A 14,755-nucleotide genomic window follows, 5' to 3' on the forward strand; every position below is an offset into this window, starting at 1 on the left:
CTATCTCGAGGAAAAGCTCGCCCACCAAAGGCCGCCGGTTCACGGTCCCAAGGGGCTAGCAACCGGCGACCGAACCGCATAGCAGGCCCAACATGACCGCTACCGTCGATCCCTTCTACGCCATTTCGATCAGCCGCCTCGCGCACGAGATGGCGGCGGCGGGCGATCCGGTGATCCATATGGAGTTCGGCCAGCCCTCGACCGGCGCGCCCGTCGCCGCGGTGGCGCGCGCGCAGGAGGTGCTGGCGCAGGACGGCATGGGCTATTGGGAAAGCCCGGCACTCAAGACACGCATTGCGCGCTATTATCAGGAGACGCACGGCGTCGCGGTCGATGCCGAGCAGGTGATCCTGACTTGCGGTGCCTCGCCCGCTTTCGTCCTCGCGCTGACCTGCGCCTTCGCGCCCGGCGCCTGCGTCGCGCTCGCCCGGCCGGGCTATGTCGCCTATCGCAACACGCTGCGCGCGCTGCATATGGTGCCGGTCGAGATCGGCTGCGGCGAGGCAGAGCGTTTTCAGCTGACCGCCGCCGCGGTCGAGGCGCTCGATCCGGCGCCCGAGGGACTGATCGTCGCCAGTCCCGCCAATCCGACCGGCACGGTGATCGAGGCAGCGGAAATGGCCGCGATCGCCGAGGTGTGCCGGCGGCGTAATATCCGCATCATCTCCGACGAAATCTATCACGGCTTGTCCTATGTCGGGCCGGTGCCGTCGATGCTGTGCGAGGCGCCGGACGCCTTCATCGTCAACAGCTTCTCCAAATATTACAGCATGGCGGGCTGGCGGCTCGGCTGGCTGGTGGTGCCGACCGACCAGATCGACGCGGCGCGCGCGCGGATGGGCAATCTGTTCCTGACGCCGCCCAGCCTCGCTCAGCACGCGGGGCTCGTCGCCTTCGACGAGCGCGACGAACTCGAGGGGCATCTCGCCACCTACCGGCGCAACCGCGCGTTGCTGCTCGACCGGCTGCCCGCAATGGGGCTGCGGCGCATCGCGCCTCCCGACGGCGCTTTCTACATCTATGCCGACATCGGGCATCTGACCGACGACAGCATTGCTTTCTGCCGGCAATTGCTGGTCGACACCGCCGTCGCGACGGCGCCGGGTGTCGATTTCGATCCGGTCGACGGATCGCGCTTCATGCGATTGAGCTTCGCGGTGTCGACCGCCGAGATCGAGGAGGCGTGCCGCCGTATGGCGCCCTGGTTCGAGAATTATGTCCGCTTGCCCTAGCGGCACCGGGACCCCAAGAATTTCTATTCCGCCTTGGCCTCGCCGCCGCTTGCCTCGCCCCGCCCTGCGTGCAAGGGACATTCTCGCATAAACCTATGCGGGAGAGATTTGGCGATGCGGTTCGACGTGGTGATCGTGGGGGCGGGGCATGGCGGCGCGCAGGTCGCGGTGGCGCTGCGCACGCAGAAGTTCGAAGGCAGCATCGCGATCATCGGCGACGAGCCCGAACTCCCTTATGAACGCCCGCCGCTGTCGAAGGAATATTTCGCCGGCGAAAAGGAATTCGAACGCATCCAGATCCGTCCCGCCAAATATTGGGACGAACGCGAGGTCGCGATGCTGCTGAACAAGCGCGTCGTGTCGGTCGATCCGGTGGCGCACAGCGTCACCACCGACGGCGGCGAGACGATCGGCTATGGCAAGCTCGTCTGGGCGACCGGCGGCAGTCCCCGGATGCTGCCGATCCCCGGCGGCGACCTGCCGGGCGTGCAGGGGGTACGCACCCGCGCCGACGCCGACGCGATGAAGGCGGCGTCCGAAACCGCGAAGCAGATCGTCGTCATCGGCGGCGGCTACATCGGGCTCGAAGCCGCGGCGGTGCTGCGCAAGGCGGGCAAGCCGGTCATCCTGCTCGAAGCGCTCGACCGGGTACTGGCGCGCGTCGCGGGTGAGGATCTGTCGCGCTTCTATGAAAAGGAACATCGCGACCATGGCGTCGATCTTCGCCTTGGTGTGCAGGTCGCGGCGATCGAGGGCGATGCCCACGCGACGGGCGTGCGGCTCGGCTCCGGCGAGGTCATCGCCGCCGATCTCGTGATCGTCGGCATCGGCATCGTTCCCGCGGTCGAACCGCTGATCGCGGCGGGCGCGGCGGGCGGCAACGGCGTGCTCGTCGACCATCACTGCAAGACCAGTCTGCCCGATATCTACGCGATCGGCGACTGCGCCGCGCATGAGAACGACTTTGCCGAGGGTGCGGTCATCCGGCTGGAATCGGTGCAGAATGCCAACGACCAGGCCAATGTCGTCGCCAAGGGCATCTGCGGCGACGAGGCGCGCTATCACGCGATCCCCTGGTTCTGGTCGAACCAATATGATTTGAAGCTCCAGACCGCGGGCCTGTCGACGGGCCACGACCAGACGGTGCTGCGCGGCGATATCGCCAGCCGCAGCTTCTCGGTCGTCTATCTGCGTCAGGGCAGGGTGATCGCGCTCGACTGCGTCAACGCGACGAAGGATTATGTCCAGGGTCGGATGCTGGTCACCGCAGGCCTGCAGGCGACGGCTGAGCAGCTTGCCGATGTCGAGACACCGCTGAAGGCGCTGCTGCCCGCCTGATCAGGCGGGCGGTAATTCGTCCGTCGGTTCATCGCCCAGCGTTCGCTTCAGCGTCGCCTTGATGTTGCGGAGCAGGCGGCGCAGCGCGATGATCACGATCACCGCCGCGACGAACATCAGCACCGCGATGACGATCGCGATCGGCGGATAGGCGATGGCGAGCGCGAGCAGTCCGCCGGTCGCGACATCCTCCCCGGTCGACACCGCAACATTGCTGAACGGTTCGGGGCTGACGTTGACCACCGCGCGCGTCGTCGCCTTGGCGCCGTGGCTGAGCAGCGCGCCGCCGCCGCCGAGCAGGAAGGCGACAACCTGCCATGCCGGATCCGAACTGTCGACGAGCGCCAGCGCGAGCAGCGCCCCGCCGAGCGGACGGATGAAGCTGTGGACGCCGTCCCAGATCGAATCGACCCATGCGATCTTGTCGGCGAGGAATTCGGCGATGGTGCCGATCGCTGCGACCCCGAGCACCCAGGGGTTCGCCAGGATCTGCAGCGACTGGAGGTGATCGGGCAGCGGCAGCCAGCCGAAATGCATCGCGACCCCGGTGGCAAGGATGGTGAGGTAGAGCCGCCAGCCCGCGAGCAGGCTGAGGCTGCCTGCGACGCCCAGTATCTCGACGATGCCCATCGGCCTTTCTCCCGCCGCCGACGCAAGGCGCCGGGCGATTGCCATCTTGCACGCAGCCCCCGGCGTGGGCAATGCCGGATGACAACAAGGATCGAGAGGATTATCGCCGGTGATAATGAGCGATGCAAACAAACTGCCCGACGGCGCGATTCCCGCGGCCACCCTCGTCATCATGCGGCCGTCCGATGACGGCGGCCCCGACGAAATATTGATGGTCAAGCGTGCGGCGAATATGGCCTTCGCGGCGGGTGCGGTGGTGTTTCCCGGCGGCCGGATCGACCCCGACGACTATCTCGTCGCTAGCCGCCACGGCTATGGCGACAGCGACGCCGATGGTGCCGGTCGCGTTGCGGCCTTGCGCGAAACGCTCGAGGAAACGGGACTCGCGGTGGGCTGGCCCGCGCTGGCCGACGCGGATGTTCCCGCGGTACGGCAGGCGCTGCTCGCCGAACGGCTGCTTTCCGAAATCCTCGACGAACGCGGCGACCGACTCGCGCTCGATGCGCTGGTGCCCTTCGCGCGCTGGTGCCCCAATTTCAAGGAAGCGCGTACCTTCGACACCCGCTTCTTTGCGGTCGAGGCGCCCGCGCACGGTCATGAACTGACCGTCGAGGAGGCCGAACACAGCCATATTTTCTGGGCCGGCGCGCGCGAAACGCTGGCGATGGCCGATCGCGGTGAGGTGTCGATCATCTTCCCGACTCGCCGCAATCTCGAAAAGCTGGCGCAGGCCGATGATTTCGCCGCATTTTCGGCTCATGCTGCCGCTCATCCGGTCGAATTGGTGACGCCATGGATCGAGGAACGCGAAGGGGAGTCGCACCTCTGCATCCCCGGACATCTGGGCTATCCCGTGACCAGCGAACCCTTCGAACGGGTGCGTCGCGGGTAGGCTGGGCCTTTTGGACAACTTTTTCTCTATTTAGCAGATTCATAAGAAATGCTGCAGTACGGCAAAACGCCTTGCAATATCTGGCAGCGATGCATAGAAGGGCGAGGCGGAAACGAGTTCGGGATGTGATTCTCAGGCTCGATTCGAGAAGATCAAAATTCCAGTGGATGGAGAAAACGATGAACTTCCTCAAGAAAGCAGCGATCTCCCTCGCCGCGACTTCGATGATTGCAGCACCGGTGGCGGCTTCGGCTGCACCCGCCATTTCGTCGGTGTCGTTTGACGACGTCAGCGCCGTTTCGGCCGTCGACGGCCAGAGCGAACTTGAAGGCAGCAGCTGGATCATCGCCCTCCTCGCACTGCTCGCCATCATCGGCGGCGTTGTGATTGCAGCCGGCAACAACAGCGATACCCCGACCAGCCCGTAATTCGGCCTAGTCGTTCAAGCTTCAAGGGGCTCCGAGTTTCGCTCGGGGCCTTTTGTGCGTCTGAAGTACCGGCAGGCGAAACGCGCCGGATTAGGCGGGGTCAGAGCGCGGGGCGGCGATTGGCACGCGAACGCGCGAGCGGGATCGACTGGCGGGCGCTGTCGGTCGTCGCGGGATCGATCGGCGCGACGACGATCTGGAAGTCTGCGGCGGGCCGCCCGGTCGCCATGCTTTCGCCGAGCAATTCACCCCACGGCCCGACCGCCAGGCTATGGCCATAGGTCGATCGCCCGTCCGCATGCGTGCCGGCCTGCGCCGCCGCGACGACATGGCACCCGGTCTCGATCGCGCGCGCGCGGAGCAGGACGTGCCAATGTGCCGCGCCGGTCGAGACGGTGAAGGCGGCGGGGATCGCGATCAGGCTCGCGCCGCGCTCGACCAGCGCGCGGTACAGTTCGGGGAAGCGCAGGTCGTAGCAGATGCTCAGGCCCAGCATGCCCACCGGCGTCTCGACGACGACCAGCGATTCGCCGCCGGCATAGCTCGACGATTCGCTCCAGCTTTCGCCTGAGGGCAGTGCGACGTCGAACATGTGGATCTTGTCATAGGCGGCGGCGATCGTACCGTCGGCGGCGATGACATGGCTGCGATTGACGCGGCGGCTGCCGTCGTCGCTCAGGAACGGCATCGATCCGGTATGAATCCACAGCCCGTGGCGGCGGGCCATCGCCTGGAGCGCGGGCAACCAGGGACTGTCGGCCTCGCGCGCTACATGTCCCGCCGACCGGGCGCGGTCGCGGTCGAGCAGCACCGACATTTCGGGGAAAAAGGCCATGACCGCGCCCGCCGTCGCGGCGGCGGCCAGCGCGCGGTCCATCGTCGCCAGATTGGCGTCGGGATCGATACCGCTTGTCATTTCGACGAGCGCGATCAACGGCGAGGCGGCCTCCATGGTCATCGCCATGGGCTAAGCCGATGCGACGAAGAGGGCAAGCATCGCGACAGTTCAGTGGCGAGCAATGTTCGGACGCGATAAGGTGGGGCAATGTCCGATCTGTCAGCGCCGGCCTCCGCCCGCTTCGCCCGTTCCCTGATGTCCGCCTGCGCCGCGCTGGCATTGCTTGGCGCGCCGCCCGTCGCATTGGCCCAAGGCGGCGCGCCGACCGCGCAGGCCCAGCCCGACAGCTGGCTGTACGAAGGCAGCGACATCCCGCGCGACACCGCGTGGCAGTTCGGCACGCTGCCCAACGGCGTGCGCTATGCGGTGCGCAACAATGGCGTGCCCCCGGGGCAGGTGTCGATCCGCGTCCGCATGGACGTCGGCTCGATGTTCGAAACCGAGCAGGAGCGCGGGTTTGCGCATCTTCTCGAACATCTGACCTTCCGCGGCTCCGAACATATTCCCGACGGCGAGGCCAAGCGCATTTGGCAGCGCTTCGGGGTGAGCTTCGGCAGCGATTCCAATGCCCAGACGACGCCGACGCAGACCGCCTATCAACTCGACCTGCCCAGCGCGACTCCGGCGACGCTCGACGAAAGCATGAAACTGCTCGCCGGCATGGTCCGCGAACCGCTGATTTCCGACACTGCGGTCGCCGCCGAGCGCGGTGTCGTGCAGTCCGAACTGCGCGAATCGGACGGGCCGCAAAAGCGGATCGCCGATGCGACCAACGCGCATCTGTTCGCCGGCCAACTGCTCGGCGACCGCTCGCCGATCGGCACCTATGACTCGCTTGCTGCGGCACGCGCGAGCACCGTCAAGGCCTTCCACGATCGCTGGTACCGCCCCGACCGCGCGGTGGTGGTGATGGTCGGTGACGGCGACCCCGCCGAATTCGCACGGCTGATCGCCAAATATTATGGCGACTGGAAAGCCGGCGGGCCGATGCCGAAACAGCCCGATTTCGGCAAACCCGACCCCAAAGCGCCCGCGGCGCTGCAGATCGTCGAGGTGAACCAGCCCCCGGCGCTGACCCTTGCGATGGTCCGGCCATGGATCAAGCGGATCGACACGGTCGAGAACACCCGGCGGCTCTACCTCGAGTTCCTCGCCATCGCGCTGGTCAACCGGCGGCTCGAAAACCGCGCGCGCGCGGGCGGCAGTTACCTCGTCGCGACCGCCGAACAACAATATGTCAGCCGCAGCGCCGATGTGACGCTGGCGCAGATCGTGCCGCTCGGCGACTGGAAGGCGGCGCTCGCCGATGTCCGCGGCGTCATCGCCGATGCGACCCAGAACCCGCCGTCGCAGGCCGACATCGACCGCGAAGCGAACGAGATTCAGGCGTTCCTCGTCAAGGAATTGCAGAACGCGCGCAACGAACCCGGCGCTCGGCTCGCCGACGACATGGTGCGTGCCGTCGACATCGGCGAGACGGTGACCAGCCCGCAGGGACAGGTCGACATGTTCGCCGCGATCCGCGCCTCGGCAACTCCGAAGGTGATGCTCGACATCAGCAAGGCGATCTTCTCGGGTCCCGCGACGCGTGTCGTCCTGACCACCCCGACCGCCATCCCCGGCGGCCAGCCCGCGCTGCTCGCCGCATTGAAGGCGCCCGCGGCGATCCGCGACGACCGGCTGACCGCCGCCGACGTCAATTTCAAGCAATTGCCTCCGCTCGGTACGCCGACTCCGATCGTCAAGACCGAGCGGCTGCTCGGGCTGCGCGCCGAACGGATCGAACTCGGCAATGGCGTCACGGCGCTGATCTCGGACAACAAGGTCGAACCCGGCAAGGTGCGCGTCAACGTCCGGTTCGGCACCGGCAACCGCAGCGTCGCGGCGAACGAGCCGAACCTGCTGTGGACCGGCGACTATGCGCTGATCGCCAGCGGTATCGGTCCGTGGGGACAGAATGAGATCGACGCGCTGACCAACGGCCGCCAGATCCAGCTCAATTTCGCGATCGACGACGATGCGTTCGAACTGTCGGCGGAAACCAAGCCCGACGATCTCGACGACCAGCTGCGGCTGATCGTCGGTAAGCTCGCGACTCCGCGCTGGGACGCCGCGCCGGTCGAACGGCTGCGCATCGGTTTCCTGACCGGATACGACCTTAACGACGCGACGCCCAACGCGGTGCTCGACCGCAATCTGCGTGGCTGGCTCGCCGCCGACGACAAGCGCTGGTCGCCGCCCGATAAGGCGGCAATCGAGGCACTGACGCCCGCCGCTTTCCGCGCCTTCTGGGAGCCGCGGCTCGCGAGCGGGCCGATCGAGGTCCAGATTTTCGGCGACCTGTCGGCGATCGACTACCGCAAGATCCTGTCCGAAACGCTCGGTGCGCTCGCGCCGCGCAAGCCGATCCTGCCTCCCGGCGGTCAGCAGGTCGCCTTCGCTAAGCATCTCGCGGAGCCCGCGCTCGCCTATCATCGCGGCGACAAGGGGCAGGCGGCGGCGATGACCGCCTGGCCGACCAGCGGCGGCCTGGGCGCACCGCGCGATACGCGCACGCTCGAGGTGCTCGCGGCGATCTTCAACGACCGCCTGTTCGACCGGCTGCGCGCCGAACAGGGGGCGAGCTATGGTCCGGTCGTCGACAGCCATTGGCCGACCGGTTTCGACAGCGGCGGCTATCTGCTCGTCGGCAGCCTGCTGGCGCCGAAGGATATCGACCGTTTCTATGCGATCGCCAGGGACATCGCCGCCGACCTTGCCGCCAATCCGGTGACCGCGGACGAACTGGCGCGCAACGCCGGCCCGATCCGCGAGCAGGTGGCGCGCGCGTCGACCGGCAACGTCTTTTGGATGTACCTGCTGGAGGGCGCGACAACCGACCCGCGCGTCGCTGCGGCGGCGCTGTCGATGGAAGAGGATATCGGCGCGGTCACCGCCGCCGATGTCCAGCGGCTCGCACGGCTCTATCTGGCGCCCGACAAGCAATGGTCGCTGGCGATCCTGCCGACGGGAATGACGCTGGCCGAGGCGTCGGCGCTCAATGCCCCGGCCGCCGCGGCCGCGGGCGGGCGCTAAGCCGGCCTTAAGCGGTGTCGTCGGCGCGGGCGGCGGGGCGCGGCCGCAGCTTACGGATCCGCGGTTCCTGGTCGAGGTCGCCCTTGGTCATGATGTCGCGCCGCATCTTGGCGCGCACGTCGTGGATCGAGGCGATCACCGGCCCCATCGCGACGCCGAGGTCGATCAGCACCGCTTCGGCGAGTTGCAGCGAGCTTTCGAGCGTTTCGGGCACCGCGTCATTGGCGCCTGCCTTGTAGAGCGCCGCCGCATGATTGGCGTCGCGCGCGCGGCTGATCACCGGAAGGTCGGGATATTTCTGTTTCAGCTGGCGCGTCATGCGCAGTTGCTGCACCGGATCGTCCATGGTCAGCACGATGGCGTTGGCGGTCTCGATTCCCAGCTTGTCGAGGCTTCCGGGGCGCGCGACGTCGGCGAAGCGAACGATGAAGCCGTCGCGCCGCGCCGCTGCGACGGTATCGATGTCGGCGTCGACCGCGACATAGGGCCGGTCATGTTCGCGCAGCAATTCGGCGACGGTGCGGCCGACGCGGCCGAAGCCGACGACGACCGTGCGGCCTTCGGGCGTGTCTTCGGCCTGGGCGTCGCCGCTGCGCATCTCGATCCGCCGCGCCATGTCGTGGCCGATACGCGCCAGCAGCGGCGTGATCGTCAGTCCGATCGCGGTGACGATCTGCCAGAATTCGGCGGTGTCGCGGCTGATGAGCTGGGCCTGCAACGCGGTGGCGAGCACGATCAGCGTGGTTTCGGAGGGGCTGGCCATCAGCAGGCCGACCTCGGCCGCAGTGCCGCGTCGCGCGGCGCCCGAAAAGCGCAGCAGCGCAGCGGTGACGACCGCCTTGACCACCACGACGCCCACCACCGCGGCGACCAGTTCGGGCCATTGCGCGGCGATCGTCTTGAGGTTGAGCCCCATGCCGACGCTGATCAGGAAGACCCCGAGCGCCAGCCCCTTGAAGGGCGCGGTGATCGCTTCGACCTCTTCATGATATTCGGTTTCGGCGATCATCAGGCCCGCGAGCAGCGCGCCGACGATCGGTGACAGGCCGACCGCCGCGGTTGCCAGCGCCGCAACGATGACGACGAGCAGGCTGGCGGCCAGGAAAAGTTCGGGGTCCTTGGCGCGCGCCGCCTGCGCGAAGATCCGCGGCAGGAGGAACCAGCCACCGATCGCCAGCGCCGCGATGACGGCGGCGCCCTGCCACAGGGTCGTGAGCAGCAGTTCGGCGCTGTCCCCCGATGCGGTCGGGGAGAGCGCGGCGAGGATGAAGATGATCGGCACCAGCGCCAGATCTTCGAACAACAGCATCGAAAAGGAGGCGCGGCCGACCGCCGATTTGGTGCCCGCGATCGGCAGCACCAGCGCGGTGGAGGAGAGGGCGAGGGCGATGCCGAGACCGTAGGCGGCGGCGGTCGAATGATTGCCGATGAACAGCAGCGCGGTGCCGAGGATCGCGCCCGCGACGAACAATTCGGCAGCGCCGATGCCGAACACCAGCTTGCGAAGCTGCCACAGTCGCCGGAACGACAGTTCGAGCCCGATCGAGAAGAGCAGCAGGATGATGCCCAGCTCGCCGAACAGTGCGATATCCTCGGTCGAGGCGATGGTGACATGTTCGAGCCAGGGATAGTCGGTGGCGAGCGCGCCGAGGCCCGACGGACCCACCAGCAGCCCGACGAGGATGAAGCCGATCACCGGCGAAATCCGGAACCGCGCGAAGGCGGGGATGACGACGCCTGCGGCGCCGAGGACCACCAGCGCGTTGCCGATGGCCGATGTTTCGGTCTCCGATACCATAGGGGCCGACCTTATGCAGGCCGGCCCCCCTTGGCTAGTCGCCTATGTCAATCAAATCGCCAAACTTTGCCGGCGATTGCCCGAGCCTCAGGCGGCCATCGCCTTTTCGAGATTTTCGACGACGGCTTCGAAGAAGCCTTCGGTGGTCAGCCAGTTCTGGTCGGGACCGATCAGCAGCGCCAGATCCTTGGTCATCTTGCCGCTCTCGACCGTGTCGACGCAGACGCGTTCCAGCGTCTCGGCGAACTGGACCACTTCGGGGGTGTTGTCGAGCTTGCCGCGATGCTTGAGCCCGCCGGTCCAGGCGAAGATCGAGGCGATCGGGTTGGTCGAGGTCGCCTTGCCCTGCTGGTGCATGCGGTAATGGCGGGTGACGGTGCCGTGCGCCGCTTCGGATTCGACGGTCTGGCCGTCGGGGGTCATCAGCACGCTGGTCATCAGCCCGAGCGATCCGAAGCCCTGCGCGACGGTGTCCGACTGGACGTCGCCGTCGTAATTCTTGCACGCCCACACGAACTTGCCCGACCATTTGAGTGCCGAGGCGACCATGTCGTCGATCAGGCGATGTTCGTAGACGATGCCGGCGGCGTCGAACTGGGTCTTGAACTCGGCGTTGAACACCTCTTCGAACAGGTCCTTAAAACGGCCGTCATAGGCTTTGAGGATCGTGTTCTTGGTCGAGAGGTACACCGGCCAGCCGCGCGCGAGGCCATAGTTGAGGCTGGCGCGTGCAAAGTCGCGGATCGAATCGTCGAGGTTGTACATCCCCATCGCGACGCCCGCCGACGGGAACTGGAACACTTCCTCGTCGATCAGCGTGCCATCCTCGCCTTCGAACACCAGGCGCAGCTTGCCGGGGCCGGGGACGCGGAAGTCGGTTGCCTTATACTGGTCGCCGAACGCATGGCGGCCGACGACGATCGGGTCGGTCCAGCCGGGAACCAGGCGCGGGACATTCTTCATCACGATCGGTTCGCGGAAGACGACGCCGCCCAGGATGTTGCGGATCGTGCCGTTCGGCGACTTCCACATCTTCTTCAGCTTGAATTCCTCGACGCGCGCTTCGTCGGGGGTGATCGTCGCGCATTTGATGCCGACGCCATATTTGGCGATCGCATTGGCGGCATCGACGGTGATCTTGTCGTTGGTCTCGTCGCGCATTTCGACGCTGAGGTCGTAATAATGCAGGTCGATGTCGAGATAGGGAAGGATCAGGCGCTCGCGGATCCATTGCCAGATGATCCGGGTCATTTCGTCGCCGTCGAGTTCGACGACCGGGTTCACTACCTTGATCTTGCCCATATGCGTGCCTTTTCCTGCGGGGAGTCGAGTTGCAGGGGCCTTAAGCAAAGCCGCGCGATTGTTCAACTGCCCCGTGGTCCGTGAATTGGCGCCCCGACGACACCATCAGCGGACCTTATGCATTGTCTATGCGAGACCTGCCCCCTAGAAAGACCGCCATGTCCTCATCCATATCCTCCAACCGCCCCGGTGGCGGTATCAAATGGCATTGGCCGTCGATCCATCCCGAGGGACGGAAATTCGTCCTGATCGCCGCCATCGTCACCCTGTGTTTCTGGTTGCTCGGCTGGGAAATCGCCGGCTGGCTGATGCTCGGCATCACCGCCTGGGTCGCGGCTTTCTTTCGCGACCCGGTGCGCGTCACCCCGACCGGCAGCGATGTGGTGATCGCGCCCGCCGACGGGCTGGTCACCCAGATCGCCGAAGTCGCGCCGCCGCCCGAGATCGCGGGCGCCGACGGCATCGGCGACGCGCCGATGCTGCGCGTCTCGATCTTCATGAGCGTTTTCGACGTCCACATCAATCGCACCCCGATCGCGGGGACGCTGCGCAAGATCGTCTATATCCCTGGAAAATTCCTCAACGCCGACCTCGACAAGGCGAGCGAGGAGAATGAACGCCAGCATTTCGTTGTCGAACGTGCCGACGGGGTGCGTATCGGCTTCACCCAGATCGCGGGTCTCGTCGCGCGGCGTATCCTGCCCTTCGTCAGCATGGGGCAGGATGTATCGACCGGCCAGCGCGTCGGATTGATCCGGTTCGGCAGCCGCGTCGACGTCTATTTGCCCGCGGGCACGACGCCGCAGGTCCTGCTCGGCCAGCGCACGCTGGCGGGCGAAACCGTCGTTGCGCGGATCGGCACCGCGGACCTCCTCGACGGCATCGGCCAATAATATGGCGGCGGGCGAGGAGATTCCCGCGGACGCTGCCGGCCGTCGCATCGGCGGCATCAGCCTGCGCGCCTTTCCGCCCAACGCGATCACCGTGCTGGCGCTCTGTTTCGGGCTGACCGGGGTGCGGTTCGCGATCGGCGGGCAATTCGAATATGCGATCGGCGCGGTGATCTTTGCCGGGGTGCTCGACGGCATGGACGGCCGTATCGCCCGGTTGCTCCGCGCGCAGAGCAAGTTCGGGGCCGAGCTCGATTCGCTGTCCGACGTGATCGCCTTCGGCGTCGCGCCGGCGATGATCCTCTTCCTGTGGTCGCTCACCGATGCGCCGAAATTCGGCTGGACCGCGGCGCTCGCGCTCGCGGTGTGCTGTGCACTGCGCCTCGCACGTTTCAACTCGCGCATGGATGCCGATTTCCAGCCGCACAAATCGGCGGGTTTCATGACCGGTATCCCGGCGCCGGCCGGGGCCGGGCTGTCCTTTGTGCCGGTCTATCTGTGGCTGGTGACGGGTGACGAGCTGTTCCGCCAATGGTATCTGGTCATGCCCTGGGCGCTCGGGGTTGCGATGCTGATGATCTCGGCAATCCCGACCTACGGCTGGTCGTCCTTTCGCCTGCGCCGCTCGTGGCGGCTGTTCGCGCTGGCGGGCGTGGGCCTGTTCGGCGCGGCGCTGGTCACTGCACCCTGGCTGACATTGCTCGGGGTGTGCGCGGTTTATCTGGCGCTGCTGCCGTTCGGTATCGCCAGTTACGCCCGCGTCAGGCGGCGCGGCTGAGAACCGGGCGGGCCGTCAGCACGGCACGAACCGGGCGCGGCGCGTCGCGGCGTTCGGCGCGGCGGCGCAGCGGCACCGCATCATTTGTAGGACCGGTGACCGGACCCGTCGCGATCGGAAAGGCGCCTTCGCCGAGCAGCGCGGAGAGAATGGCCGATTCGTTGTTCTTCAGCATCGCAAGGATCACAGTGATGCCGAGCCCGGCGGCAATGGCGAAGAGGAGAGCTGCTGCGACCTGAACCATCATCTTGTCCTTCCGGTTTCTTTGTGCGAAACCATGATCGGAACGACGGCTTCGCTGCACATTTCGTTCCATGTTCTCGTTTTGTTCTCAAGGTATTTGCGACGAATGGAGTCATTTTGTCGCCGGGACGAGGCCGTCCGCGGGGCGGGCGCGATGGCGCGATGCGACGAAAAGCGCGCGCCGACCCTTGCTTTCGGCGCGCAAGCCCGCTAACGGGCCGCCCATTCCACATGGAAAGCGCACATAAACCGGTGCCGGGATCCGTCGCTTGCGACACCCGGTTCTTGCTTTCCAGAGGACCAACCGGAAGGAGAAAGACCATGGCGGCCCCTGTCGTCACGATGCAGAATCTTATCGAAGCTGGCGCCCACTTCGGCCACCAGACCCACCGTTGGAACCCGCGCATGAAGCCGTATATCTTCGGCGCGCGCAACGGCATCCACATTCTCGACCTGTCGCAGACCGTGCCGCTCTTTGCGCGCGCTCTCGAATTCGTCGCCTCGTCGGCGGCTTCGGGTGGCAAGGTGTTGTTCGTCGGTACCAAGCGCCAGGCGCAGGGCCCGATCGCCGATGCGGCCCGCGCCTCGGGTCAGCATTTCGTCAACCACCGCTGGCTGGGCGGCATGCTCACCAACTGGAAGACGATCTCGAACTCGATCAAGCGCCTCAAGACGCTCGAAGAGCAGCTCTCGGGCGACACCTCGGGCCTGACCAAGAAGGAAGTGCTTAACCGCACCCGCGAACGCGACAAGCTGGAAATGTCGCTCGGCGGCATCCGCGACATGGGCGGCATTCCCGACGTGATGTTCGTGATCGACGCGAACAAGGAAGAGCTGGCGATCAAGGAAGCCAATGTCCTTGGCATTCCCGTCGTCGCGATCCTCGATTCGAACGTCTCGCCCGACGGCATCGCCTTCCCGGTTCCGGCGAACGATGACGCCGCACGCGCCATCCGCCTGTACTGCGATGCGATCGCCCAAGCCGCGACCCGTGGCGGGCAGCAGGCCCGCGCCGATCGCGGCGAAGACCTTGGCGCCGCAGTGAACCCCGTCGCCGAACCCGTGCTCGTCGAAGAAACGGCTCCGGTCGCTGACGAAGCCCCGGCCGCCGATGCTGCCGCTCCGGTGACCGAAGACGAACAGGTCTCGCCCGAAGCAGCGGCCGAAACCGAACGCCAGAGCGACGCCTAAGCGCTTGCTCGGATGACGGGACGGCGGGCGAACTCTCGGGTTCGCACGCCGTCCCGGTCA

13 protein-coding genes are annotated in these 14,755 nt (G+C 66.4%); 8 read left to right on the forward strand and 5 right to left on the reverse strand.

Going from position 1 to position 14,755, the window contains the following annotated elements; genetic code table 11:
• Window positions 1-92: 92 nt before the first annotated feature.
• A complete protein-coding gene (locus tag AC07U1_RS11495; protein ID WP_495176427.1) occupies window positions 93-1,232 on the forward strand; it encodes an aminotransferase class I/II-fold pyridoxal phosphate-dependent enzyme in 1,140 nt (379 codons plus the stop codon).
• A 114-nt stretch (window positions 1,233-1,346) separates the two neighbouring features.
• A complete protein-coding gene (locus tag AC07U1_RS11500; RefSeq protein WP_495176426.1) occupies window positions 1,347-2,570 on the forward strand; it encodes an NAD(P)/FAD-dependent oxidoreductase in 1,224 nt (407 codons plus the stop codon).
• Here the strand turns inward: AC07U1_RS11500 and AC07U1_RS11505 are convergent, their stop codons facing one another.
• A complete protein-coding gene (locus AC07U1_RS11505; RefSeq protein WP_495176425.1) occupies window positions 2,571-3,200 on the reverse strand; it encodes a DUF4126 domain-containing protein in 630 nt (209 codons plus the stop codon). It abuts the gene before it with no gap.
• Window positions 3,201-3,315: 115 nt separating this feature from the next.
• Here AC07U1_RS11505 and AC07U1_RS11510 point away from each other — a divergent pair, with 115 nt between their 5' ends.
• Entirely contained in the window at window positions 3,316-4,092 is a 777-nt protein-coding gene (locus tag AC07U1_RS11510) for an NUDIX hydrolase (RefSeq protein WP_056346731.1), read from the forward strand.
• A gap of 179 nt (window positions 4,093-4,271) precedes the next feature.
• On the forward strand, window positions 4,272-4,520 hold the full coding sequence (locus AC07U1_RS11515) for a hypothetical protein (protein ID WP_156377663.1): 249 nt from the start codon (window positions 4,272-4,274) through the stop codon (window positions 4,518-4,520).
• 100 nt (window positions 4,521-4,620) lie between these two features.
• On the opposite strand, the gene AC07U1_RS11520 is transcribed toward AC07U1_RS11515, so the two are convergent.
• Window positions 4,621-5,478: a carbon-nitrogen hydrolase family protein gene (locus AC07U1_RS11520; protein ID WP_495197700.1), complete on the reverse strand. Its 858-nt coding sequence runs from the start codon at window positions 5,476-5,478 to the stop codon at window positions 4,621-4,623.
• Window positions 5,479-5,565: 87 nt separating this feature from the next.
• Between AC07U1_RS11520 and AC07U1_RS11525 the strand changes: the two genes are divergently transcribed.
• A complete protein-coding gene (locus AC07U1_RS11525) occupies window positions 5,566-8,493 on the forward strand; it encodes a M16 family metallopeptidase (protein WP_495176423.1) in 2,928 nt (975 codons plus the stop codon).
• Window positions 8,494-8,500: 7 nt separating this feature from the next.
• On the opposite strand, the gene AC07U1_RS11530 is transcribed toward AC07U1_RS11525, so the two are convergent.
• Both AC07U1_RS11530 and AC07U1_RS11535 read right to left on the reverse strand, forming a co-directional pair.
• Entirely contained in the window at window positions 8,501-10,291 is a 1,791-nt protein-coding gene (locus tag AC07U1_RS11530; protein ID WP_056346736.1) for a cation:proton antiporter domain-containing protein, read from the reverse strand.
• A gap of 87 nt (window positions 10,292-10,378) precedes the next feature.
• Complete coding sequence (locus tag AC07U1_RS11535) at window positions 10,379-11,593, reverse strand: NADP-dependent isocitrate dehydrogenase (protein WP_056346738.1); 1,215 nt, start codon at window positions 11,591-11,593, stop codon at window positions 10,379-10,381.
• A 158-nt stretch (window positions 11,594-11,751) separates the two neighbouring features.
• Between AC07U1_RS11535 and AC07U1_RS11540 the strand changes: the two genes are divergently transcribed.
• Together AC07U1_RS11540 and AC07U1_RS11545 are read left to right on the forward strand one after the other, a co-directional pair.
• On the forward strand, window positions 11,752-12,486 hold the full coding sequence (locus AC07U1_RS11540) for a phosphatidylserine decarboxylase (RefSeq protein WP_495176422.1): 735 nt from the start codon (window positions 11,752-11,754) through the stop codon (window positions 12,484-12,486).
• Between the two features lies 1 nt (window position 12,487).
• On the forward strand, window positions 12,488-13,261 hold the full coding sequence (locus AC07U1_RS11545; RefSeq protein WP_495176421.1) for a CDP-alcohol phosphatidyltransferase family protein: 774 nt from the start codon (window positions 12,488-12,490) through the stop codon (window positions 13,259-13,261).
• Here the strand turns inward: AC07U1_RS11545 and AC07U1_RS11550 are convergent.
• Window positions 13,245-13,505 (reverse strand): hypothetical protein, encoded by a 261-nt coding sequence (locus AC07U1_RS11550; RefSeq protein WP_495197701.1) that lies wholly within the window; start codon window positions 13,503-13,505, stop codon window positions 13,245-13,247. The two genes, AC07U1_RS11545 and AC07U1_RS11550, sit on opposite strands and share 17 nt — an antisense overlap.
• 320 nt (window positions 13,506-13,825) lie before the next feature.
• Between AC07U1_RS11550 and rpsB the strand changes: the two genes are divergently transcribed.
• Window positions 13,826-14,695: a 30S ribosomal protein S2 gene (rpsB, locus tag AC07U1_RS11555; protein WP_056346744.1), complete on the forward strand. Its 870-nt coding sequence runs from the start codon at window positions 13,826-13,828 to the stop codon at window positions 14,693-14,695.
• Window positions 14,696-14,755: the final 60 nt, after the last annotated feature.

This window comes from Sphingopyxis sp. GW821-FHT02C12, assembly GCF_059421785.1.

What these genes read in the sequence shown, in the direction of transcription:
- AC07U1_RS11510 (WP_056346731.1), top strand. Translation starts at nt 3,316, where the DNA reads ATGAGCGATGCAAACAAACTGCCCGACGGCGCGATTCCCGCGGCCACC.
- AC07U1_RS11525 (WP_495176423.1), top strand. Translation starts at nt 5,566, where the DNA reads ATGTCCGATCTGTCAGCGCCGGCCTCCGCCCGCTTCGCCCGTTCCCTG.
- AC07U1_RS11500 (WP_495176426.1), top strand. Translation starts at nt 1,347, where the DNA reads ATGCGGTTCGACGTGGTGATCGTGGGGGCGGGGCATGGCGGCGCGCAG.
- AC07U1_RS11495 (WP_495176427.1), top strand. Translation starts at nt 93, where the DNA reads ATGACCGCTACCGTCGATCCCTTCTACGCCATTTCGATCAGCCGCCTC.
- AC07U1_RS11550 (WP_495197701.1), bottom strand. Translation starts at nt 13,505, where the DNA reads ATGGTTCAGGTCGCAGCAGCTCTCCTCTTCGCCATTGCCGCCGGGCTC.
- AC07U1_RS11535 (WP_056346738.1), bottom strand. Translation starts at nt 11,593, where the DNA reads ATGGGCAAGATCAAGGTAGTGAACCCGGTCGTCGAACTCGACGGCGAC.
- AC07U1_RS11505 (WP_495176425.1), bottom strand. Translation starts at nt 3,200, where the DNA reads ATGGGCATCGTCGAGATACTGGGCGTCGCAGGCAGCCTCAGCCTGCTC.
- rpsB (WP_056346744.1), top strand. Translation starts at nt 13,826, where the DNA reads ATGGCGGCCCCTGTCGTCACGATGCAGAATCTTATCGAAGCTGGCGCC.
- AC07U1_RS11530 (WP_056346736.1), bottom strand. Translation starts at nt 10,291, where the DNA reads ATGGTATCGGAGACCGAAACATCGGCCATCGGCAACGCGCTGGTGGTC.
- AC07U1_RS11520 (WP_495197700.1), bottom strand. Translation starts at nt 5,478, where the DNA reads ATGACCATGGAGGCCGCCTCGCCGTTGATCGCGCTCGTCGAAATGACA.
- AC07U1_RS11515 (WP_156377663.1), top strand. Translation starts at nt 4,272, where the DNA reads ATGAACTTCCTCAAGAAAGCAGCGATCTCCCTCGCCGCGACTTCGATG.
- AC07U1_RS11545 (WP_495176421.1), top strand. Translation starts at nt 12,488, where the DNA reads ATGGCGGCGGGCGAGGAGATTCCCGCGGACGCTGCCGGCCGTCGCATC.
- AC07U1_RS11540 (WP_495176422.1), top strand. Translation starts at nt 11,752, where the DNA reads ATGTCCTCATCCATATCCTCCAACCGCCCCGGTGGCGGTATCAAATGG.